This is a genomic window from Bradyrhizobium niftali, from assembly GCF_004571025.1.
Taxonomy (GTDB): domain Bacteria; phylum Pseudomonadota; class Alphaproteobacteria; order Rhizobiales; family Xanthobacteraceae; genus Bradyrhizobium; species Bradyrhizobium niftali.
Map to the genome: position 1 here is coordinate 79535 of NZ_SPQT01000026.1, position 21785 is coordinate 101319.

General features: G+C 65.3%; 19 protein-coding genes. 4 read left to right on the top strand and 15 right to left on the bottom strand.

What is annotated here, in order from left to right; translation table 11 throughout:
- The first annotated feature begins 20 nt into the window (after positions 1-20).
- The 3 genes from E4K65_RS34405 (at position 21) to E4K65_RS34415 (ending at position 3358) form a co-directional block, all read left to right on the top strand.
- Positions 21-1325 (top strand): lytic murein transglycosylase, encoded by a 1305-nt coding sequence (locus tag E4K65_RS34405; protein ID WP_135177915.1) that lies wholly within the window; start codon positions 21-23, stop codon positions 1323-1325.
- Positions 1326-1569: 244 nt separating this feature from the next.
- Entirely contained in the window at positions 1570-2073 is a 504-nt protein-coding gene (locus tag E4K65_RS34410; protein WP_135177916.1) for a DUF1993 domain-containing protein, read from the top strand.
- Positions 2074-2257: 184 nt separating this feature from the next.
- Positions 2258-3358 carry an alkene reductase gene (locus tag E4K65_RS34415; RefSeq protein ID WP_135177917.1) on the top strand — a complete coding sequence of 367 codons (1101 nt, stop codon included), beginning with the start codon at positions 2258-2260 and terminating at the stop codon, positions 3356-3358.
- 356 nt (positions 3359-3714) lie between these two features.
- Here the strand turns inward: E4K65_RS34415 and E4K65_RS34420 are convergent, their stop codons facing one another.
- The 9 genes from E4K65_RS34420 to E4K65_RS34460 all read right to left on the bottom strand — a co-directional run bounded on the left by E4K65_RS34420 (position 3715) and on the right by E4K65_RS34460 (position 13434).
- Complete coding sequence (locus E4K65_RS34420) at positions 3715-5457, bottom strand: ABC transporter substrate-binding protein (protein ID WP_167771399.1); 1743 nt, start codon at positions 5455-5457, stop codon at positions 3715-3717.
- Positions 5458-5587: 130 nt separating this feature from the next.
- The gene (locus E4K65_RS34425; RefSeq protein WP_135177918.1) at positions 5588-5917 is read right to left on the bottom strand and encodes a DUF2160 domain-containing protein; all 330 of its coding nucleotides are present in this window, start codon (positions 5915-5917) and stop codon (positions 5588-5590) included.
- 10 nt (positions 5918-5927) lie between these two features.
- Entirely contained in the window at positions 5928-6734 is an 807-nt protein-coding gene (locus E4K65_RS34430) for a carbohydrate ABC transporter permease (RefSeq protein WP_027543703.1), read from the bottom strand.
- On the bottom strand, positions 6734-7708 hold the full coding sequence (locus tag E4K65_RS34435) for a carbohydrate ABC transporter permease (protein ID WP_135177919.1): 975 nt from the start codon (positions 7706-7708) through the stop codon (positions 6734-6736). Before E4K65_RS34435 ends, E4K65_RS34430 begins: the two co-directional genes overlap by 1 nt.
- Positions 7708-8793 (bottom strand): ABC transporter ATP-binding protein, encoded by a 1086-nt coding sequence (locus E4K65_RS34440; protein WP_135177920.1) that lies wholly within the window; start codon positions 8791-8793, stop codon positions 7708-7710. The genes E4K65_RS34435 and E4K65_RS34440 overlap by 1 nt, the downstream gene beginning before the upstream one ends.
- A 12-nt stretch (positions 8794-8805) precedes the next feature.
- Entirely contained in the window at positions 8806-9885 is a 1080-nt protein-coding gene (locus tag E4K65_RS34445; protein ID WP_027543706.1) for an ABC transporter ATP-binding protein, read from the bottom strand.
- Positions 9882-11432, bottom strand: a complete 1551-nt coding sequence (glpD, locus tag E4K65_RS34450) for a glycerol-3-phosphate dehydrogenase (RefSeq protein ID WP_135177921.1) — start codon at positions 11430-11432, stop codon at positions 9882-9884. The genes E4K65_RS34445 and glpD overlap by 4 nt, the downstream gene beginning before the upstream one ends.
- Before the next feature lie 378 nt (positions 11433-11810).
- A complete protein-coding gene (locus tag E4K65_RS34455) occupies positions 11811-12656 on the bottom strand; it encodes a DeoR/GlpR family DNA-binding transcription regulator (protein WP_027543708.1) in 846 nt (281 codons plus the stop codon).
- Positions 12657-12747: 91 nt separating this feature from the next.
- Positions 12748-13434, bottom strand: coding sequence for an HAD family hydrolase (locus tag E4K65_RS34460; RefSeq protein ID WP_167771389.1), 687 nt, complete (start codon positions 13432-13434; stop codon positions 12748-12750).
- A gap of 155 nt (positions 13435-13589) precedes the next feature.
- Here E4K65_RS34460 and E4K65_RS34465 point away from each other — a divergent pair, with 155 nt between their 5' ends.
- Positions 13590-14051 carry a nuclear transport factor 2 family protein gene (locus E4K65_RS34465; protein ID WP_135177923.1) on the top strand — a complete coding sequence of 154 codons (462 nt, stop codon included), beginning with the start codon at positions 13590-13592 and terminating at the stop codon, positions 14049-14051.
- Between the two features lie 230 nt (positions 14052-14281).
- Here the strand turns inward: E4K65_RS34465 and E4K65_RS34470 are convergent, their stop codons facing one another.
- From E4K65_RS34470 to E4K65_RS34495, 6 genes are all read right to left on the bottom strand, one after another.
- The gene (locus tag E4K65_RS34470) at positions 14282-14473 is read right to left on the bottom strand and encodes a hypothetical protein (RefSeq protein WP_135177924.1); all 192 of its coding nucleotides are present in this window, start codon (positions 14471-14473) and stop codon (positions 14282-14284) included.
- 191 nt (positions 14474-14664) lie between these two features.
- The gene (locus E4K65_RS34475) at positions 14665-15075 is read right to left on the bottom strand and encodes an acyl-CoA thioesterase (protein WP_135177925.1); all 411 of its coding nucleotides are present in this window, start codon (positions 15073-15075) and stop codon (positions 14665-14667) included.
- A 21-nt stretch (positions 15076-15096) separates the two neighbouring features.
- Positions 15097-17193: a 3-hydroxyacyl-CoA dehydrogenase NAD-binding domain-containing protein gene (locus E4K65_RS34480; RefSeq protein WP_167771390.1), complete on the bottom strand. Its 2097-nt coding sequence runs from the start codon at positions 17191-17193 to the stop codon at positions 15097-15099.
- Positions 17194-17195: 2 nt separating this feature from the next.
- Entirely contained in the window at positions 17196-18479 is a 1284-nt protein-coding gene (locus E4K65_RS34485; RefSeq protein WP_027549338.1) for an acetyl-CoA C-acetyltransferase, read from the bottom strand.
- Entirely contained in the window at positions 18479-20746 is a 2268-nt protein-coding gene (locus tag E4K65_RS34490) for an acyl-CoA dehydrogenase (protein ID WP_135177927.1), read from the bottom strand. Before E4K65_RS34490 ends, E4K65_RS34485 begins: the two co-directional genes overlap by 1 nt.
- 300 nt (positions 20747-21046) lie before the next feature.
- The gene (locus E4K65_RS34495; protein ID WP_135177928.1) at positions 21047-21670 is read right to left on the bottom strand and encodes a flavin reductase family protein; all 624 of its coding nucleotides are present in this window, start codon (positions 21668-21670) and stop codon (positions 21047-21049) included.
- Positions 21671-21785: the final 115 nt, after the last annotated feature.

Sequence of the window (21785 nt, forward strand, 5' to 3'; positions counted from 1 at the left end):
CCCTCCCCGCCGGAACCCCTATGGTCCAGACCCGATTTCTGATCGCGGCCGTCGCGCTCCTCGCATGCTCCGCCACTGCCTCCGCCCAGCTCACACCGCCGCCCGCAAAGCCTGCGGCGCCGAAGGCCACCGCCCCCTCGCCGCGTGCGGCCTCGTGCCACAATGGCGCGAACTTCGATCGCTTCCTCGCCGACGTGAAACAACAGGCGGTGGCCGCCGGCGTGTCGCAGCGGACGATCGCGGAGGCTTCGCCCTACCTCGTCTACGACCAGGGCATCGTCAACCGCGACCGCGGCCAGCGCGTGTTCGGCCAGCTCTTCACCGAGTTCGCCGGCCGCATGGCCGCGCCCTATCGCATGCAGAACGGCCAGCAGCACATCAAGGCCCACGCCGCTGCCTTCGCGCGCGCCGAAAAGGAATATGGCGTGCCGCCGGCGGTGATCGCTGCGTTCTGGGGCCTGGAGAGCGACTTCGGCGCCAACATGGGCAATCTGCCGACGCTGAAATCGCTGGTGTCGCTCGCCTATGACTGCCGCCGCTCGGAGATGTTCGTGAACGAGACCATCGCCGCGCTGAAGATCATCGACCGCGGCGATCTCACACCCGACGAGATGATCGGCTCCTGGGCCGGCGAGCTCGGGCAGACGCAGTTTTTGCCCGTGCATTACGTCAACTACGCCGTCGATTACGACGGTGACGGACGGCGCGATCTCCTGCGCAGCGAGCCCGACGTGATCGGCTCGACCGCGAACTACATCGCCAACGGCCTGAAGTGGCGTCGCGGCGAGCCGTGGCTGGAGGAGATCAAGGTACCGCAGAACCTGCCGTGGGAGCAGACCGACCTCACCGTGCAGCAGCCACGCTCGAAATGGGCGCAGTTGGGGGTCACCTATCCCGACGGCCGTCCGCTGCCGAACGACAATCTCGCGGCGTCAGTGCTGCTGCCGATGGGACGGACCGGTCCTGCCTTCATGGCGTATGCGAATTTCGCGGCCTACACCGAGTGGAATAACTCGCTGATCTACTCGACCACCGCGGGCTATCTCGCCACCCGCATCGCGGGCGCTGCCCCGATGCGCAAGCCGGCGGCGCCGGTCGCACAACTGCCGTTCAACGAGCTCAAGCAATTGCAGCAGCTTCTGGTCCAGGCCGGCTTCAATGTCGGCAAGGTCGACGGCGTGCTGGGCCAGCAGAGCCGCGCCGCCGTGAAGGCGATGCAAATCAAATACGGCCTGCCGGCCGATTCCTGGCCGACCGCGGAGCTGCTCGCCCGCATGCGCGGCGGCGGCACGGCGCAGGCCCAGCCCCAGGCGACGGTGCGCTAAGCCTTACTCCGTCATGCCCCGGCTTGACCGGGGCATCCAGTACGCCGCGGCGATAGTTGGTATGCACAACTTTTGCCGCGGAGTACTGGATCGCCCGCCTTCGCGGGCGATGACACTGCGGGTGGAGCGCTGTAGAATTTTCGCACCGCACAAGCCGCTTTCGCGATTGTATTTTTCCATGACGTTCCCATGTGAGTGGCTCAGGTTTTCTCCTGAGATTTCCCACCATTCAAGCGAGCATCACATGTCCTTCTACGACGCCGTCGTCCCCGCCTATTTGCAGATGCTGAACAGCCTCACCGGCCTGCTCACGAAAGCCGAGGCGCATTGCGCGGCCAAGAAGGTCGACCCGAGCGTCCTGCTCGGCTCCCGCCTGTTCCCGGATATGCTGCCGCTGTCGAAGCAGATCCAGCTCGTCAGCGACTTCGCCGCCAAGGGCTGCGCACGGCTGACCCACAGCGAGGTGCCCTCGACGCCCGACACCGAGACCAGCTTTGCCGAACTGAAGCAGCGGCTGGCCAAGACGATCGACTACGTGAAGTCGTTCAAGCCCGCGCAATTCGAGGGCGCCGACGCCAAGGACGTCACCTTCCCGGCCGGCCCCGACAAATCCATCACCATGAAGGGCCAGCAATTCCTCAGCGCGTTCTCGCTGCCCAATTTCTATTTCCACGCCGCGACCGCGCACGGCATCCTGCGCCACAACGGCGTCGAGATCGGCAAGCGCGATTTCCTCGGCGCGAACTAAAACCCGGATATCAAGCGGGCGCGGCAGGGAGATCAAATCCGCCGCCGTGGCCCGAATTGCACAGGAATTATGCTACGCGGGCCTTGCCGCGTAGCTCGCCTGCACTTTCCGTATGGCTCCTCCCTTGCGCTGATTGCCGCGATGCACAAGTGTTCCGGACCTCTCACCGCCTGGAAGCACTCCCATGAGCCGTTCGACCAAATTGTTTGAGACCTATAAGCTCGGCCCGATCACGCTGGCCAACCGCCTGGTGATGGCGCCGCTGACGCGCAACCGCGCCGTTCCCGGCACGTTCGCGCCCGGTGCGCTCGCCGCCGACTATTACGGCCAGCGCGCGTCCGCAGGCCTGCTGATCACCGAAGCGAGCCAGGTTTCCCAGCAGGGCCAGGGCTACCAGGACACCCCCGGCATCTACTCCAAAGACCAGGTCGCCGGCTGGCGCAAGGTCACCGACAAAGTCCATGAGCGCGGCGGCAAGATCTTCATCCAGCTCTGGCATGTCGGCCGCATCTCGCATGTCGCGCTCCAGGCGAATGGCGCAGCTCCGGTGGCGCCGAGCGCGATCCGCGCCAAGGGCAAGACCTTCGTGAACGGCACCTTTGCCGACGTCTCCGAGCCGCGCGCGCTCGAGCTCTCCGAAATTCCTGGGATCATCGACGACTTCAAGCGGGCCACGAAGAATGCGCTGGAGGCCGGCTTCGACGGCGTCGAGATTCACGGCGCCAACGGCTATCTGCTCGACCAGTTCGCAAGAGACGGCGCCAACAAGCGCACCGACGCCTATGGCGGCTCTATCGAGAACCGCGCGCGGCTGATGCTGGAGGTCTCCAGGGCGGTTGCCGCCGAGGCCGGCGCCGACCGCACCGGCATCCGCATCTCGCCGGTGACGCCGGCCAACGACCTCGCCGACAGCAATCCGCAAGCCCTGTTCGATCACATTGTCGACGGTCTCAGCGCGCTCAAACTGGTCTATCTGCACGTGGTCGAAGGCGCCACCGGCGGCCCACGCGACATCGCCCCGTTCGACTATGCGGGCCTGCGCAAGCGCTTCTCCGGCGCCTACGTCGCCAACAATGGCTACGATTTCGATCTGGCGACCAAGGTGCTGGACGCGAACGCGGCCGATCTGATCGCGTTCGGCAAGCCGTTCATCTCCAACCCCGACCTCGTCGAGCGGCTGAAGACCGGCGCGGCGCTGAACGACTGGGACAAGACCACGTTCTACGGCGGCAGCGCGAAGGGCTACACGGATTACCCGACGCTGGCGGCCGAGCCGGCGGAGTAAGGACCAACCACACGACAGCTGTCATGCCCCGCCAACGGGTCTCGCCTTCGGCGAGCCCGATGACAGCTCCGGCGGGGCATCCAGTATTCCACCAGCAGTGAGATTCATCCGAGAGGCCGCGGCGTACTGGATCGCCCGCCTTCGCGGGCGATGACAGTTGTGAGTGCGGCAAGGCCGTCCCGCAATCTCGTCATTGCGAGCGCAGCGAAGCAATCCAGAATCTTTCCGCGGGTGGCAGTCTGGATTGCTTCGCTGCGCTCGCAATGACGAGGTGGACGCAGCGCACCTGACTCGCCAAAAGAAAAAGGCCGGGATCGCTCCCGGCCTTTCGTGTTTGATGACGCTCTGCGCGAGGCTTACTTCACTTCCGCGCGCTTGGGCGGGGTGGCCGGCCACGACTTGATCAGCGTGTCGTAGTCAACCGTCTCGCCCTTCGGCTTCTCGTTGGCGAGCTTGCGCTGCGGCGCGATGGTGCCGTCCTTCTGGGCCTTGGCGAACCAGTATTCGGCCGACTCCTTCTTGTGCAGCTTCGGACCGCAGGCGCCCTGCACGCCGGACTTCTCCAGGCGCTCCATGACGGAGTCCTGGGCAGCGGCCAGTGCGTCCATCGCGGCTTGCGGCGTCTTCGTACCGGACGACGCATCGCCGATGTTCTGCCACCAGAGCTGGGCGAGCTTCGGATAGTCAGGCACGTTGTTGCCGGTCGGGGTCCACTGCACGCGCGCGGGAGAGCGGTAGAACTCGATCAGGCCGCCGAGCTTCGGCGCACGCTCGGTGAACGACTTGTCCCAGATGTCGGATTCACGGATGAAGGTGAGACCGACATGGCTCTTCTTCAGCGACACCGTCTTGGAGACGATGAACTGCAAGTAGAGCCAGGCCGCCTTGCGGCGGTCAGCCGGGGTCGACTTCAGGAGAGTCGCCGAACCGGCGTCCTGGTAGCCGAGCTTCATGCCTTCCTTCCAGTACGAGCCGTGCGGCGACGGAGCCATACGCCACTTCGGCGTACCGTCCGCGTTCATCACGGCGATGCCGGGCTTCACCATGTCGGCGGTGAAGGCGGTGTACCAGAACATCTGCTGGGCGATGTTGCCCTGCGCCGGCACCGGACCCGACTCGGAGAAGGTCATGCCCTGGGCCTGCGGCGGGGCATACTTCTTCATCCACTCGAGGTACTTGGTGATCGAGTAGACCGCAGCCGGACCGTTGGTGTCGCCGCCACGCTCGACCGACGAGCCGACCGGACGGCAGCCTTCCATGCGGATGCCCCATTCGTCGACCGGCAGGCCGTTCGGGATGCCCTTGTCGCCGTTACCGGCCATCGACAGCCAGGCGTCGGTGAAACGCCAGCCGAGCGAGGGATCCTTCTTGCCATAGTCCATATGGCCGTAGACCTTGACGCCGTTGATCTCCTTGATGTCGTTCGTGAAGAACTCGGCGATGTCCTCATAGGCGGACCAGTTCACGGGCACGCCGAGCTCGTAGCCATACTTGGCCTTGAACTTGGCCTTGTAGTCCGGATTGGTGAACCAGTCGTAGCGGAACCAGTAGAGGTTGGCGAACTGCTGGTCGGGCAGCTGATAGAGCTTGCCGTCCGGCGCCGTGCCGAACGACTTGCCGATGAAGTCGTTGACGTCGAGCATCGGGTCGGTGACGTCCTTGCCCTCGCCGGTCATGTAGTCCGACAGCGCGATGGTCTGACCGTAGCGGAAGTGCGTGCCGATCAGGTCGGAATCGTTGATCCAACCGTCATAGACATTCTTGCCGGACTGCATCTGGGTCTGCAGCTTCTCGACGACGTCACCTTCCTGGATGATGTCGTGCTTGAGCTTGATGCCGGTGAGCTCGGAGAACGCCTTGGCCAGCGTCTGCGATTCGTATTCGTGGGTCGTGATGGTCTCGGAGACGACGTTGATCTCCATGCCCTTGAAGGGCTCAGCAGCCTTGGCGAACCACTCCAGCTCCTTCTTCTGGTCGTCCTTCGACAGCGTCGAGGGCTGGAATTCCGCAATCCACTTCTGGATCGCGGCGTCGTCGGCGGCGCGGACCGGCGCCGAGACGGCGAACGACGCCGCAATGATGGCGGCGGCGCTGGACATGGTCAGAAAGCTATTCTTGGTCAATGGACCTTTCCTTCTCCTAAACTGTCGCATGTTGTTCCTCCGTTGCAGCGACAAAATTTTATACAGGCCCGGGTTGCCCCCGGATCTGGCCGTCCCTTCGCGAGCTTCAGACCGTGCGAAAAATGAGCACGGCCGTGGCCAGCGAAATCCCACTTGCGAGCCAGAGGCTCGAAATCTCAAAACCTTCCTCGCCGATCGGCAGAGTGGCGAGTACGTCGGTGCCGGCGAAGGCGATCCACAGAAGGTGGACGACGGCCGCCGTGATCAGGGAGATGAACAGGCGATCGCCCCGCGTCGTCGGAATGCTGAGCACGCCGACGCGCTCGGCTTCGGGATAGACCGCGGCGAGATACGTCATGACCGCGAGGGTGCAGGCAAGCGCCACAAAGAAGATCGCCGTCGGCGGCGTCCAGGCCATCCATGCAATAGCTTCCATCGATGCCTCCCTAGACCCGACCGAGCGCGAAACCGCTCGCGATGTAATTGCGGACGAACCAGATCACGAGGGCGCCCGGGATGATGGTAAGCACGCCGGCTGCGGCCAGCAGGCCCCAATCCATGCCCGCAGCCGACACCGTGCGCGTCATGATCGCCGCGATCGGTTTTGCCTGCACCGAGGTCAGCGTCCGCGCGAGCAGGAGCTCGACCCACGAGAACATGAAGCAGAAGAAGGCGGCGACGCCGATGCCGCTCGCGATCAGCGGCACCAGGATCCTGATGAAGAAGCGCGGAAAGGAATAGCCGTCGAGGAAGGCGGTCTCGTCGATCTCGCGCGGCACGCCGGAGACGAAGCCTTCGAGGATCCACACCGCCAGCGGAACGTTGAAAATGCAGTGCGCGAGCGCGACCGCCCAGGGCGTATCGAACAGGCCGATCGCCGAATAGAGGTTGAAGAACGGCAGCGCATAGACCGCCGCCGGCGCCATGCGGTTCGACAGCAGCCAGAAGAACAAATGCTTGTCGCCGAGGAAGCGGTAGCGCGAGAACGCATAGGCCGCCGGCAGCGCCACCGAGATCGAGATGATGGTGTTGAGGACGACGTATTCCAGCGAATTGATGTAGCCGGAATACCAGCTCTCGTCGGTGAAGATGCGCTTATAATGCTGCAGCGTCGGGGAATGCGGCCACAGCGTCATCGTCGAGACGATCTCGGCGTTGGTCTTGAAGCTCATGTTGACGAGCCAGTAGATCGGCAACAGCAGGAAGACCAGGAACAGCCCCATGATGAGGCGACGGCCGGGAATCGAGTGCATCAGGCCACTCCTTCCTTTGGCTTGAGCGCGGGCACGGGCTTGAGCGCGGCCGAGGGCTTCGGCTCCACCGCCGGCTCGCTCTCCGCCTGGACTTTGCGTTCGACACCGGCATTGGTCATGACGGTGTAGAAGATCCAGCAGACGATCAGGATGATGAGGTTGTAGACCAGCGACAGCGCGGCGGCCTTGCCGAGGTCGAACTGGCCGAGCGCGATCTTGACCAGCTCGATCGAGACGAAGGTGGTCGAGTTGCCGGGTCCGCCGCCGGTGACGACGAACGGCTCGGTGTAGATCATGAAGCTGTCCATGAAACGCAGCAGCACCGCGATCAGCAGCACGCGGTTCATCTTCGGCAGCTGAATGGCCTTGAACACCGCCCAGCGCGAGGCGCCGTCGATCTGGGCGGCCTGATAATAGGCCTCCGGGATCGACTTCAGGCCCGCATAGCAGAGCAGCGCGACGAGGCTGGTCCAGTGCCAGATATCCATCACGATGACGGTGACCCAGGCATCGATGTCGTTGGAGACGTAATTGTAGTCGAGGCCGATGTGGTTGAGGACATAGCCGAGCAGCCCGATGTCGGGCCGGCCAAAAATCTGCCAGATCGTGCCGACCACATTCCACGGGATCAGCAGCGGCAGCGCGAGGATGACGAGGCAGGCCGCCACCGTCCAGCCCTGACGCGGCATCGACAGCGCGACGACGATGCCAAGCGGCACCTCGATGGCGAGGATCACCATCGAGAAGAACAGATTGCGGCCGAGGGAAGCGAGGAAGCGGCCGCCGAGATCGGTCGAGGGATCGAGCAGTTCCTTGAACCAGCCGACGCCGTTCCAGAAGAACTGGTTGTTGCCGAACGTGTCCTGCATCGAATAGTTCACCACCGTCATCAGCGGCAGCACCGCCGAGAAGGCGACGACCAGGAACACCGGCAGCACCAGGAACCAGGCTTTTTGGTTGATGGTCTTGTCCATCAGGCGGCTCCCTCCACCAGAATGCTGTCGGCATAGACGTGGACATGCGACGGATCGAACTTCAGCCCGGCGGTGCCGTCCGCGCCGGTGAAGCCCGCGGGCGCACGCGCTGCGAGTTTCGCGTCGCCGAGGCGCGTGCGCGCGAAGCGGATGCGGCCGAGGTCGTCGATGCGCTCGATCTTCGCGGAGAGCAGGCCCGGCGCCGGCGCAACGGCTTCGACGAATTCCGGCCGAACGCCGATCTCGATCTTCGCGCCCGCGGGCAGATGATCGTAGCTGCGGTTCAGCGCGATGACGTGACCGTCGATCCGGGCCTCGCGTCCCCTCACCTCGGCCGGCAGGATGTTCATACCGGGCGAGCCGATGAAATAGCCGACGAAGGTGTGCGCCGGCTTGTCGAACAGCTCGGCCGGCGTGCCGCTCTGCACGACGCGGCCGTCATGCATGACGACGACGGTGTCGGCGAAGGTCAGCGCCTCGGTCTGGTCGTGGGTGACGTAGATCATCGTGAGATCGAGCTCGCGATGCAGCGCCTTGAGCTTCGAGCGCAGTTGCCATTTCAGCTCGGGATCGATCACGGTCAGCGGCTCGTCGAACAGCACGGCGGCGACGTCGGAACGGACGAGGCCGCGGCCGAGCGAGATCTTCTGCTTGGCGTCGGCCGTGAGCCGCGTCGCCTTGCGGTTCAGATAGGGTTCGAGGTCGAGCAGGCGGCCGATCTCGGCGACGCGCCTGTCGATCTCGGCTTTCGGCACGCCGCGGTTCTTCAGCGGAAACGCCAGGTTCTGCCCCACCGTCATGGTGTCGTAGATCACCGGAAACTGGAACACCTGGGCGATGTTGCGCTTCTGGGTTGACAGCGGTGTGATGTCCTTGCCGTCGAACAGGATTTTCCCCCGCGACGGCGTGATGATGCCGGAGATGACGTTGAGCAGCGTGGTCTTGCCGCAACCGGACGGGCCGAGCAGCGCATAGGCGCCGCCCTGCCGCCAGGTCATGGTCACCGGCTTCAGCGCAAAGCTTTCCTGCGGCGCAGCATTGCCGCCGTAGGAGTGGGCGAGATCGACGAGGTCAATGCGGGCCATGGCGCACCTCCCTCACGAATTGCCGGGTGCCGCGACCAGCCGGTCGGCAGCATCAAAGACGAAGACATCGTTGGGATCGAGCACGGCATCGATGGTCTGGCCGGGCTCGAACTCGTGCACACCGTGCAGCACCGCCACCCAGTTCAATCCGTCGCGGGTCAGATGCACGAAACTCTCCGAACCGGTGATCTCGGTCACCGTCACCGTGGCATGGAAGGCGTGGCGGTCGGTCTCGCCATTGGCGAGCGCAAGCTGATGCGCGCGAAAACCGACGCGATAGGCGCCGTCGGCGAGAGAGGAATAGAGGCCGGACGCCGGCGCGGCGATGCCTCCGGCATATTGCACGGAACCGTTCTTCTTCTCGATGCCGACGAGGTTGAGCGGCGGATCCGAGAACACCTGCGCGACGCGCAGCGTCTGCGGATGACGGTAGACGTTGGGCGTCCCGCCGATCTGAAGCGCCTGGCCCTCCCACATGCACACCGTGTTGCCGCCGAGCAGAAGCGCTTCGGTCGGCTCGGTGGTGGCATAGACGAAGATCGCGCCCGAGGCCTCGAAGATGCGCGGCAGTTCGGCGCGCAGCTCCTCGCGCAGCTTGTAGTCGAGATTGGCGAGCGGCTCGTCGAGCAGCACGAGATCGGCGCCCTTGACCAGCGCCCGCGCCATCGCAGTGCGCTGCTGCTGGCCGCCGGAAAGCTGGAGCGGCGTGCGCTTCAGGAACGGCTCGAGCCTGAGCAGCCTTGCTGCTTCCGTCACGCGCGCCTCGATCTCCTCGCGCGGCTTGCCCTGCACGCGCAAGGGCGAGGCGATGTTCTCGTAGACCGTGAACGAGGGGTAATTGATGAACTGCTGATAGACCATGGCGACCGAGCGCTGGCGCACGTCGACGCCGGTGACGTCCTTGCCGTTGACCAGCACCTTGCCCGTGGTCGGCTTGTCGAGGCCGGCGAGCAGCCGCATGATCGAGGTCTTGCCCGACAGCGTCGGCCCGAGCAGCACGTTGAGCGTGCCGCTCTCGAGCGTCAGCGAGACATCGCGGATGTGCGCAACACCATCGACGGTCCGGGTCACGTGATCGAGGGTGACGGTCATGAGCGTCCTCCCGCTTCCAGCAGGGGACTTTGCGACACGGCGTGGGTCCTGATCCAGTCGTCAAGCGCCGCGATCTCGTCGGCAGATAGTCGCAGGCCGAGCTTGGAGCGGCGCCAGACGATGTCCTCGGCGGTCACAGCCCATTCGTTGGCCATGAGGTAGCGGACCTCGCGCTCGGTCAGCGTCGCGCCGAAGGTCTGGCCGAGATCGGCGGCCGATTTCGCGTCGCCGAGCAGCTTGATGGCGCGGGTGCCATAGGCGCGCGCGAGGCGGCGCGCATGCGCGTGGGCGAGGAAGGGATAGCCGCGCTGGAGCTCGGCGATCAGCCCGTCGATGTCGGACACATCCATGTCGCCGCCGGGCAGCGGCCATTTGCCGGTCCAGCCCTCGCGCGCTTTCGCGCTGCGGAGATAGGGCGAAAGGCGCTCCAGCGCCTCTTCGGCGAGGCGGCGGTAGGTCGTGATCTTGCCGCCATAGATCGAGAGCAGCGGCACGCCGCCGGGCGTGTCGAGCTCGAACACGTAGTCGCGCGTCGCGGCCTTGGCCTCGCTGGCGCCGTCATCATAAAGCGGTCGCACACCGGAATAGGTCCAGACCACGTCCGCTGAAGTCACCGGCTTGGCCAGATACTCGCTCGCGGCGGCGCAGAGGTACTCGATCTCTTCGGGCGTCGCCTTCACCTTGGCGGGATCGCCGTCGTAGTCGCGGTCGGTGGTGCCTATCAACGTAAAGTCGTCCTGGTACGGGATCACGAAGATGATGCGGCCGTCCGCGTTCTGGAACATGTAGGCGCGGTCGTGGTCATAGAGCTTCTTGACCACGATGTGCGAGCCCTGCACCAGGCGCACCTTGGCTTTCGCGTTCACGCCGGCGCCGCGGCCGAGCACGTCCTCGACCCAGGGGCCGCCGGCATTGACCAGCGCGCGGGCCTGGATCGACGAACGCGCGCCGGTCAGCGTGTCGACCATGCTGACGGTCCAGATGCCGTCGGACTGCTTGATATCCGTCGCGCGGGTGCGGGTGCGGATCTCGGCGCCCTTGTCGGCGGCATCGCGCGCGTTGAGCACGACGAGACGGGCGTCGTCGACGAAGCAGTCGGAGTATTCGAACGCGCGGCTGTAGCGGTTCGGGATCAGCGGGCGGCCAACCTCGTCGCGCCTGAGATCGACCGAACGTGTCGCCGGCAGCAGGTGCCGACCGCCGATATGGTCATAGAGGAAGAGGCCGAGGCGCAGCAGCCAGGCCGGGCGCAGGCCGGCATGATGCGGCAAAACGAAACGCAGGGGACGGATGATATGGGGCGCGATGCCCCAAAGGATCTCGCGCTCGATCAGCGCCTCGCGGACCAGGCGAAACTCGTAATATTCGAGATAGCGCAGGCCGCCATGCACCAGCTTGGTCGACCAGGACGACGTCCCGCTCGCCAGATCGTTCATTTCGCACAGGAAAACCGTGTTGCCACGGCCCACCGCGTCGCGCGCGATGCCGCAGCCGTTAACACCGCCTCCGATAATGGCGAGGTCGAAAATACGCTCCAACAGACGCATCCCCCGGCGATTCGCTCGTTCCTTCGAGCGACTACTTTCGTTTTTGATTAGATCACACCGAAAAACGAAAGCAAGATGAAAGAGAGGCGAAAGGAAGTGAAAGAGGAACTTTTTTTGTGGGCAGTGGGGTGAAGGAGTAGGCAGGGGCAGAGCTACCCTCCCCTGGAGGGGGAGCACGATTGCATATGACGAAGAACGTGGCGGAAAGGTCGCCTGTGGCCATCCTTCGAGACGCCCGCATGCGGCGGGCCCTCAGGATGAGGTCGCGTTTTGCCGCGAGATCTCAGACCCTCATGGTGAGGAGTCCGCCAAAGCGGGCGTCTCGAACCATGCAGGCCCAGCAGGTTGGGCAGCTTCCCCGCCGTGGAAGATGAGCCGCTATCTCAGCCGGACCACCGGCGCGGCTTCGGGCGCGGCATCCGGCGCTTCGGCCTGCGCATCATCGATATCCGCCCCCTTCGGCATCGCCTCCACCACTTCGATGCCCTTGCTGTGGCAGATGGTGGCGAGGCGCTCGGGCAGCTCCTGGTCGGTGACGAAGGTCTGGATCTGGGTCATGTGGGCGATGCGCACCGGCGCGCTGCGCCGAAGCTTCGTCGAATCCGCCACCAGCATGACACTGCGGGCATTGGCGATGATGGCTTGCGCGACCTGCACCTCGCGATAGTCGAAGTCGAGCAGCGCGCCCTCCTCGTCGATCGCGGAGGCGCCGATGATGGCGTAATCGACCTTGAACTGGCCGATCAGCTGCGTCGCGGTCGAGCCGACCACCGCACCGTCGGCGCGTCGCACCGTGCCGCCGGCAACCACCACCTCGATGCGGGGATGGCGATAGAGCAGCATCGCGACATTGAGGTTGTTGGTGATGACGAGAAGATCCTCGTGCGAGGTCAGCGCGCTCGCGACCTCCTCCGTCGTGGTGCCGATGTTGATGAAGAGCGAGCATCCGTTCGGGATAAGCGAGGCGGCCGCAGCCCCAATCGCCTTCTTCTCCTCGGCGGCGACGAAGCGGCGTGCCTCATAGGCGAGGTTTTCCACGCCCGAGGCAATGATGGCGCCGCCGTGGATGCGGGTCAGCGAGCGCCGTTCGCAGAGGTCGTTGAGATCCTTGCGGATGGTCTGCGCCGAGACCTCGAACCGGCGCGCGAGCTCCTCGACCATGACGCGGCCGGAGGCGCGCGCGATGTTGAGGATTTCGGCTTGGCGATGGGTCAATCCGGTCACGGCAATGGCCTCAAATCTGGAAGATGCATGGTGCGGCGGTTCGCGCGATCGGTCAATGCGCGCCCCGATCACGGTTAACGGACGAGGCCTCTCACCACGCCATCGCGGCAGCCAGAGACGCGAGCAGGTCCGGATCGTCGAAGGCGCCGGCGGAGGCGACCGCGCCGGCTGCAATCAGGTCAGCATGGCCGAGGCTGGTCCGGATCCCGATGGTCGGAATGCCGGCCGCCGTGGCCGATTGCACGCCGGTGCGGGAGTCCTCGAATGCGACCGAGGTTTCCGGCCTCGCGCCGACGAAGCGCAGCCCTTCCTGATAGGGCAGCGGATGCGGCTTGCCGTGCGGCAGCTCGTCGCCGATCACGAGCGCCTTGAAACGGTGCGTGATGCCGAGGCCGGAGAGCAGCAGCTCGGCGTTGAGACGCGGCGCGTTGGTCACGGCAACCATGGGAACGCCGGCCGCGTCCGCCCGGTCGAGCAACGCCATCAGGCCCGGCAGCGGCTCGATCTGCCCGGCGACGAGCGCGCGGAAGACTTCCTCCTTCTCATCGAGGATCAAGGCGCGCCGTTCCGGCGCCTCGTCGGGCAGAAAGCGCTCCCCGATCGATACATTGGCGAACCCTTGCAGCTCCCTCGAGAACCGCGCGTGATCGAAGACATGGCCGCGAGGGCCGAGCACCTCGTTGAAGGCCTTCAGGTGCAGCGGGTCGGTATTGGCAAGCGTACCGTCGATGTCGAACAGCAATGCCCTGCCCGTCGCATTGTCCTTGGCCTCGATCATTTCCGTACTTTCCCAATTGCACGACGCATCGATGCGCGACACGTATCAATATGGCTGCGATCGCGCAATGACGCATGCACATGACGACGCCGTGACCACTCGACAAAGCCGCGCGCGGCTGCAACACTCTCTTCAAGATCAAAAAGGAGGAAACGATGACGATCAATCGACGCGATCTGGCTCTCTCGACCCTGGCCGTTCCAGCTCTTGCCGCGCTCGCTCTCACGACGCCGGCACTGGCCGCCTCGGCGGACGAAGAGGCCGTGGCGAAGAAGGTGGAGGCCTTCCGCCTCGCCCAGATCGCGGCCGACCCGAAGGCGCTCGGCGCGCTGTGCTGGGACGATCTGAGCTACAGCCATTCCAGCGGCAAGGTGGAGGACAAGGCGACCTTCATCACCAACGCCACCGACGGCAAATCGAAATTCCTGTCGATCGAATACAAGGACCCGACCATCAAGGTCGTCGGCCCGACCGCAATCGTGCGCTTCCATTGGATGGCGGAACAGGAGATGACGGCCGATGGGAAAAAAGTGCCGACCAACCTTCACATCCTGATGAACTGGCAGAAGCAGGGCGACGACTGGAAGCTGCTGTCACGCGCGGCGACGAAATTGTAGTGGCACCTCTTACCCTCTCCCCCTGTGGGAGAGGGTGGCTCGCCGCAAAGCGGCGAGACGGGTGAGGGGTTGCCTCCGCGAGCACACCTCTCACAGCTGAGTTCGCCGATAGAACCCCTCATCCGGCGCTTCGCGCCACCTTCTCCCACAAGGGGAGAAGGGAGGGCAGCTGTGAACTCGGCAAAAGATTCCGGGCTCGCGCTACGCGCGCCCCGGAAGGGCAGGCGAAACTACGCCGCTTCCTCCACATCGCCGTTAACCAGCTTGCGCGCGGCGCGCTCGGCTTCGCGGGCGTTGCGGAAGAGCTGGCCTTCGAGGCGGTAGAAGCGGTCGGACGAGGCGAAAAAACAGTAGCCTCCTTGAGAACGAACGACGATACCTGCGGTCTGCGAATTGACTTCGATGATGTAGCTGTCCGGCATGGCCCGTAGATTCCTCAAGTGCGGGCAAATAACGACACTTCTGCCCAAAGGTTCCTGGGCATTTGAGGCCGTTTCCACCCCGAATCGACGTGCAATTGAGTACGCCGGGACCTCATCCGTTTTATGACTTGTTCTTGGCGAAGACGCGACGATCGCGGATGAAGCGCCGCGCGGTCATACGCCGCGCGCGATTACGTCGCGATCGCCGTGTCGGTCGGGCGAACCGCCTGCGGGCGGCCGTGTTCGTCGATCGAGACGTAGGTGAAGTTGCCATCGGTGACGAGGAACGGATGTTCCTCTCCGCGGCGCAGCGCCCACGCCTCCAGATGCACCGTCAACGAGGTGCGCCCGACACGCACGAGATTGGCATAGACCGAGACGAGATCGCCGACATAGACGGCTTTGCGAAAGTTCATCGCCTCGATCGCAACCGTCACGGTGCGCGACTTCGCCACCTTCGAGGCGAACACGCCGCCGCCGACGTCCATCTGGCTGAGCAGCCAGCCGCCGAAAATGTCGCCGTTCGCGTTGGTGTCGGCCGGCATCGCCAGCGTGCGGATGCAGAGATCGCCGTTCGGCCCGGTATTCGCCTGTTCGTTCATGCCTCTCTCACTTGAGATTGCTCACTTGAAATTGTCCCAACCCGCGTCGGGCGCGAAACGTCCGCCGAATCGTTCGGCGAGCTCACGCAAGGTGGACACGACATTATCCACGCCGCGGGAGCGCGCATAGTTCAGTGGACCGCCGCGGAACGGTGCATACCCCGTGCCGAAGATCATGGCGCCATCGACCGCGTCGGGATCGTCGACGATGCCTTCGCGAAGCGCCGCGACGCAGACGTTGGACATCGGCAGCACCAGGCGGTCGATCATCTGGTCGGTCACACGCGGGCCGGTCTCGGGGAGCGGCGCCTTCTCCGCCTTGCCGTCCTTCCAGGTGTAGAAGCCCCTGCCGGTCTTGCGGCCGAGCTCGCCCTTGGCGACCTTCTCGCGCAGCCAGGCCGGTGTCGGGGGCAACAGATCGCCGAACTTGGTGCGCAGCATGTCGCCGACATCGAGGCAGATGTCGAGCCCGACCTGGTCGGCAAGCTCGATCGGCCCCATCGGCATGCCGAACTGCTCGGCCGCGGCGTCGATCAGGCGCTGGTCGGTCTTCTCGTCCAGCATCACCATCGCCTCCAGCATGTAGGGCGTCAGCGCGCGGTTGACGAGGAAGCCGGGCGAGCTCTTCACGGCGAGCGGCAGGCGGTCGATCGCGCCGACGAAGGCGAGCGCCTCTTTCAACACTTGCGGATCGTTGCCGTCATGGCTGACGACCTCGACCAGTTGCAGCCGCGACACCGGATTGAAGAAGTGCAGTCCGACCAGCCGCTCTGGCCGCGCCAGCGTGGTGCGCAGGTCCTGAAGCGGAATGCTCGAGGTGTTGGTCGCGAGAATCGCGCCCGGCTTCATCCGCGGCTCGAGGCCGGCATGGACCTTCTGCTTGAGCTCGAGCTTTTCCGGCACCGCCTCGATGACGAGATCGGCGTTGCGGACGCCCTCCCCGTCCATGTCCGGAAGCAGACGATCGAGGGCGTCGCGCACGTCGGTGGGTTTGCGGATGATCTTGCCGTAAAGCTCGGCCGCGCGCTTCACCGCGCCCGCGATCGGCTCCGCCTTCATGTCCGCGAGCGAGACCCGCAGCCCCTGCCCCGCACACCACGCCGCGATGTCGCCGCCCATGGCGCCGGCGCCGATGACATGGACATGCTTCACCGTGTTGCCGGAGCCTGCCGCCTTCTTCATCTGCTCGCGCAGGAAGAAGACGCGGATCAGATTCTGTGCCGTCGGCGTCACCATCAGCTTGGCGAATGACGCCTGCTCGGCCCCGAGCATCGCAGCCTTGCTGCCGCCATGCGTCTCCCAGAGATCGATCAGCGCGTAAGGCGCCGGATAGTGCTCGCGCGGTGCCGCCTTCGCAGCCTCCGAGCGCATGCGCTTGGCGAGCAGTCCACGCACCGGTCCGAGGTTGGCCGCGCGCGTGAGCAGGCCAGGCTTTGCCCGCTTCAGCCGGCCGAACAGCACGTCCTTCACCGCGCCACGGACGTGGCGCTCCTGCGTCACGGTATCGACGAGGCCGAGCGCTTTGGCGCGGCGTGCATCGATGGTGCGGCCGGTCAGCATCAAGGCCATCGACTGGGTCGGATTGACCAGTGCGGTAAAGCGCGCGGTGCCGCCGAGACCGGGATGCAGGCCGAGCATCACCTCGGGGAAACCGAAGCGCGCGCCGTCGATGGCGATGCGCGACTGGCAGGCGAGCGCGACCTCGAGCCCGCCGCCGAGACAGAAGCCATGGATGACCGCGACCGTCGGCAGCTTGAGTGCCTCCAGATGATCGACGACGGCATGCGCGGCGCGGATGCGCGTTTCCACCATCTCGGGATCGCTGGCGCCGCGGAATTCGTTGACGTCGGCGCCGGCGATGAAGCCGGACGGCTTTGCCGAGCGGATCACGAGGCCTGCGGGGCGCTCGGTCTCGATCGCCGCGAGCACCGCGTCGAACTCCTCCATCACGTCGGAGGACAGCGTGTTGGCGCTTGTCCCGGCGCGGTCGAACAGCAGCCAGGCGACGCCGTCGGCATCGCGCGTCAGCTTGAAATGCTTGTAGGGGCCGTCGGCCGCCGGCTGGGGCCCGAGCATCAGCACGCGGTCGCCGAGCGCGGTCATGATCCTGGAATCCATGGTCACACCGCCTCGATCAGCATGGCGCCGCCGAGCCCGCCGCCGATGCATTCGGTGGCGACGCCGCGCCGGGTGCCGAGGCGCTTCATCGCATTGACCAGATGCAGCACGATGCGGTTGCCGGAGGTGCCGACGGGATGGCCGAGCGAGATCGCGCCGCCATCGACATTGAGCTTGTCACGGTCGATCTCGCCGGCGGCGCCGTCGAGCCCCAGAATCTCGCGGCAGAATGTGTCGTCGTTCCAGGCGGCGAGGCAACCGAGCACCTGCGTCGCGAAAGCTTCGTTCAGCTCCCAGGTCTCGACGTCCTTGACGGTGAGGTCGTTGCGCTGGAGCAGCGGCGTCGCGGACATCACGGGACCGAGCCCCATGATAGCAGGATCGAGCGCGGCCCAGTTGCTGTCGACGATGACGGCCTTCGGCGTCAGCTTGTGTTTTGCGACTGCCGCGTCGGAGGCGAGGATCACCCAGGATGCGCCGTCGGTGATCTGCGAGGAATTGCCGGCTGTCACCTGGCCCCAGGGGCGCTCGAACACCGGCCTCAGCTTTGCGAGCGTCTCGGCGGTCGAGTCCGGCCGCACGCCGTCGTCATGGTCGAAGAACTTGCCATCGCGGGAGAACGCGGTCTCGACCTCGCCCTTGAGAAAACCTTCGGCCTGCGCATGGGCGAGCCGGCGATGGCTCTCGGCGGCGTAGGCGTCGGACTGCGCGCGGGTGATGCCGAAGAGATGGCCGACGACCTCGGCGGTCTGCCCCATGTTCAAGTCCGTGATGGGGTCGGTGAGCCCGCGCTCCAGGCCGATGATCGGCTTGAGATAGCGCGGCCGCAATTTGAAGGCGGCGGCCAATTTCGCGGCGACGCCCTTGGCGGTGGCAAGGCCGGCGAACCAGCGCACGCCGGAATTCGGCCAGACCAGCGGCGCGTGGCTCAGCGCTTCAGTGCCGCCGGCCAGGATCATGTCGGCATGGCCCTCGCGGATATAGCGGTAGGCGGTGTCGATCGACTGCATGCCGGAGCCGCAATTGATCTGCACGGTGAAGGCGACCATGTCCTCGCCCATGCCGAGCCGGAGCGCGGCGACGCGAGCCGGATTCATCTCGTCCGCGATGACGTTGACACAGCCGAGGATGACCTGGTCGAAAGTTGTGGGCGAAAACGGCTGGCGCGCCAAGAGCGGCCGTCCGCATTGCACGGCGAGATCGACGGGCGTGAACGGGCCGGGCCCCGAGCGCGCCTTCAAGAACGGCGTCCGGCTGCCGTCGACGATGAATACCGGTCGTGCCATCAGCTCGCCGCCCTCTGTTCACCGAGTTCCTGGAAGAACTGATGCACATCTCCGGTTTTCTTGTAAATCGGCGACAGCGCCTCCGGCGCAAAATCGTCGACCTCGATCACCTTCGTGACGGCTTCGCGGGCCGCGGCAAGCTGCTCGCCCTCGGCCTGCGTGATCACGCCCTTGGCCACCGCCTCCTTCAACTCGCTGATATGCGCGGCGCGGATACGCTTGGCGATCGCGTCGGTGCCCGCGACCAGCTTGAAGGCGCGCTCCAGCCGGGCAAAGCCGCCGTCGTCGTCGACATAAGCAAGGTCGGGCGTGAGGCGGTCGCGTGCCGCCGACGGCTCCAGCACGAGGCTTGCGCATCGGTGCACGACCCGGTCGGACGGGCCGAGCACACGGGCGCCGAAAGGCTGGACCACGAGCTTGAGGAAACCGGCGACGAAGCGGTTCGGCAGATTGGCGAGAATTTCCGCGAGCCGATTTTCAATGGTCTTGAAGCCGGTCGCCATGCACCATTCCAGCGCGGCTAAGTCCTCCGTCTGCCGGCCCTCGTCCTGCCAGCGTTTCAGCGCGGCCGAGAGCAGATAGAGCTCGGACAGAATGTCGCCGAAGCGCGCCGAGAGCATCTCCTTGCGCTTGAGCGCGCCGCCGAGCGTGAGCAGCGCCATGTCGGCGCAGAGCGCAAACGCCGCCGAATAGCGCGAGAGCTGGCGATAGAATGGCGTGGCCTCGCCCGCATCCGGCGCCGGCGCGAACGCGCCGAAGGTCCAGCTCCAGCCGAAGGCACGGAAGAGCGTCTGGAAGCTGTGGCCGACATGTTTCCAGAACGCGGTGTCGAAGGCCGTGAGCCCGCGCGCGCGGTCGGTGTCGGCGAGCGCGTTCATCTCGTCGAGCAGATAGGGATGGGCGCGGATCGCGCCCTGCCCGAACACGATGAGATTGCGGGTCAGGATATTGGCGCCCTCGACCGTGATGCCGACCGGGACGGCGCGGTGCAAATTGCCGAGATAGTTTTGCGGACCGTCGATCACGGCCTTGCCGCCGTGAATGTCCATGGCGTCGTCGATGGCGGTGCGCATCCGCTCGGTCGCGTGCAGCTTCATGATGCCGGAGATGACGGCCGGATGAACGCCGGCATTGAGCGCCGCGCAGGTGAGCCGGCGCGCCGCGTCGAGCTGATAGGCGGTGGCGACGATGCGGGCGAGCGGCTCCTCGACACCCTCGAACTTGGAGATAGAGATGCCGAACTGCTCACGGATGCGGGCATAGGCGCCGGTGGTGCGCGCGGCGTAGGCGGCGCCGGCCGCCGACAGCGACGGCAGCGAGATGCCGCGGCCGGCGGCAAGCGCCGTCATCAGCATCTTCCAGCCCTGCCCGAGGCGCTCCTTGCCGCCGATGACGTAGTCGAGCGGGATGAAGACGTCGCGGCCCCAGTTCGGACCGTTCTGGAACACCTGCATCGACGGCAGATGGCGGTGGCCGATCTCGACGCCGGGCAGATTGGTCGGGATCAGTGCCACGGTGATGCCGAGCTCTTCCTGCTGGCCCACGAGGTGGTCGGGATCATAGGCCTTGAAGGCGAGGCCGAGCAGCGTCGCGACGGGGCCGAGCGTGATGTAGCGCTTGTGCCAGTTGAGCCTGAGGCCTACGACCTCGCGGCCTTCGAAGGTGCCCTTGCAGATGATGCCGGTGTCCACCATCGAGGCCGCGTCGGAGCCGGCTTCAGGGCTGGTGAGGCCGAAGCAGGGAATGTCGCGGCCGTCGGCGAGCCGCGGCAACCAGCGCGCCTGCTGCTCCTTCGTGCCGAAGCGCATGAGGAGTTCGCCGGGGCCGAGGGAGTTCGGCACCATCACCGTGACGGCGGCAGCGATCGAGCGGGTCGAGATCTTGCGCACGACTTCCGAATGGGCGTAGGGCGAGAAGCCGAGGCCGCCAAACTCCTTCGGGATGATCATGCCGAAGAATTTCTCGCGCTTGACGAAGTGCCAGACATCCGGCGGCAAGTCGCGCCATTCCCAAAAAATCTTCCACTCGTCGAGCATGGCGCAGAGCTCGTCGACCGGGCCGTTGAGAAAGGCCTGCTCCTCGTCGGTCAGGGCTGCCGGCGGGACCTTCAGCAGCTTCGCCCAATCAGGGTTGCCGGTGAACAGATCGGCGTCCCACCAGACGTCCCCGGCCTCCAGCGCCTCACGCTCGGTGTCGGACATCGCCGGCAGCACGCCGCGCGCCCAGGAGAAGATCGGTTTTGTGATGGTGTCGCGGCGGAAGCTCATGGCAAAACCTCATGGATCAGCGCGGGTGACCGACATTTTAGCGGAAAGTGGCCGGGGTAAGTGAACACTTCGCGCGCAAAAAGAAGCGAATTGACGCGGCCGGGCGGCCGCCCCGGGGGCCATAACGGCCGGGGCGTGGGGGCAGTTCCGCGGAGGGGAATCGGGCTGAAGGCCCCATCGTCATTCCGGGGCGACGCGCGAGCGTCGAGCCCGGAATCCATAACCACCATCGGGAGTATGGATTCCGGGTTCGCGCCTGACGGCGCGCCCCGGAATGACGGTGAAGAGAGCAGCGCCGGCCTAATCCGGCCGGACCATCTCGAACATGTTTTCCGGCTTGATCTCGAAATAGTCGCCGCGGCGGCCGGCGCGGACGATGGGGCGGGCGGCGGCGGTCTGGTAGACGCCGTCCTTGATCATGGCCTTGTCGATATGGACGGCGACGACCTCACCCAGCGTCAGCCAGGCATCGGCCTCCTTGCCGTCGGCGCCCTTGAGGCGGACGATGTCGGACACCTTGCACTCGAAGGCGACGGGGCTCTCAGCCACCCGCGGCACGTTGACGAGCTTGCCGGGCACGGCGGTGAGGCCGGCGACCTCGAACTCGTCGACCTCAGGCGCGACATGCGCCGCGGTCGCATTCATCTGCCTGGCGAGATCCATCGTGGCGAGATTCCAGACGAACTCGCCGGTCTGCTCCATGTTCGCGACCGTGTCCTTCCAGTTGGTGGAGGAGAAGCCGATGATCGGCGGCACGTAGCAAAAGGCGTTGAAGAAGCTGTAGGGCGCGAGATTGACGTGGCCCCTGGTGTCGCGGGAGGAGATCCAGCCGATCGGCCGCGGTGCGATGATGGCGTTGAAGGGATCGTGCTTGAGGCCGTGGCCCTTGGAGGGCTCGTAGAAGTACAGGTCTTTGTCGGTCACGCTGGCTTTCCCCTGATCGTCATTGCGAGCGCAGCGAAGCAATCCAGAATCCCGCCGCGGAGACAGTCTGGATTGCTTCGCTGCGCTCGCAACGACGGAGTTTGTTGATCCGTCC

Excerpts from the sequence above, each read along its gene's own strand:
- E4K65_RS34405 (WP_135177915.1), top strand. The coding sequence starts at position 21 with ATGGTCCAGACCCGATTTCTGATCGCGGCCGTCGCGCTCCTCGCATGC.
- E4K65_RS34410 (WP_135177916.1), top strand. The coding sequence starts at position 1,570 with ATGTCCTTCTACGACGCCGTCGTCCCCGCCTATTTGCAGATGCTGAAC.
- E4K65_RS34415 (WP_135177917.1), top strand. The coding sequence starts at position 2,258 with ATGAGCCGTTCGACCAAATTGTTTGAGACCTATAAGCTCGGCCCGATC.
- E4K65_RS34420 (WP_167771399.1), bottom strand. The coding sequence starts at position 5,457 with ATGTCCAGCGCCGCCGCCATCATTGCGGCGTCGTTCGCCGTCTCGGCG.
- E4K65_RS34425 (WP_135177918.1), bottom strand. The coding sequence starts at position 5,917 with ATGGAAGCTATTGCATGGATGGCCTGGACGCCGCCGACGGCGATCTTC.
- E4K65_RS34430 (WP_027543703.1), bottom strand. The coding sequence starts at position 6,734 with ATGCACTCGATTCCCGGCCGTCGCCTCATCATGGGGCTGTTCCTGGTC.
- E4K65_RS34435 (WP_135177919.1), bottom strand. The coding sequence starts at position 7,708 with ATGGACAAGACCATCAACCAAAAAGCCTGGTTCCTGGTGCTGCCGGTG.
- E4K65_RS34440 (WP_135177920.1), bottom strand. The coding sequence starts at position 8,793 with ATGGCCCGCATTGACCTCGTCGATCTCGCCCACTCCTACGGCGGCAAT.
- E4K65_RS34445 (WP_027543706.1), bottom strand. The coding sequence starts at position 9,885 with ATGACCGTCACCCTCGATCACGTGACCCGGACCGTCGATGGTGTTGCG.
- glpD (WP_135177921.1), bottom strand. The coding sequence starts at position 11,432 with ATGCGTCTGTTGGAGCGTATTTTCGACCTCGCCATTATCGGAGGCGGT.
- E4K65_RS34460 (WP_167771389.1), bottom strand. The coding sequence starts at position 13,434 with ATGATCGAGGCCAAGGACAATGCGACGGGCAGGGCATTGCTGTTCGAC.
- E4K65_RS34465 (WP_135177923.1), top strand. The coding sequence starts at position 13,590 with ATGACGATCAATCGACGCGATCTGGCTCTCTCGACCCTGGCCGTTCCA.
- E4K65_RS34470 (WP_135177924.1), bottom strand. The coding sequence starts at position 14,473 with ATGCCGGACAGCTACATCATCGAAGTCAATTCGCAGACCGCAGGTATC.
- E4K65_RS34475 (WP_135177925.1), bottom strand. The coding sequence starts at position 15,075 with ATGAACGAACAGGCGAATACCGGGCCGAACGGCGATCTCTGCATCCGC.
- E4K65_RS34480 (WP_167771390.1), bottom strand. The coding sequence starts at position 17,193 with ATGGATTCCAGGATCATGACCGCGCTCGGCGACCGCGTGCTGATGCTC.
- E4K65_RS34485 (WP_027549338.1), bottom strand. The coding sequence starts at position 18,479 with ATGGCACGACCGGTATTCATCGTCGACGGCAGCCGGACGCCGTTCTTG.
- E4K65_RS34490 (WP_135177927.1), bottom strand. The coding sequence starts at position 20,746 with ATGAGCTTCCGCCGCGACACCATCACAAAACCGATCTTCTCCTGGGCG.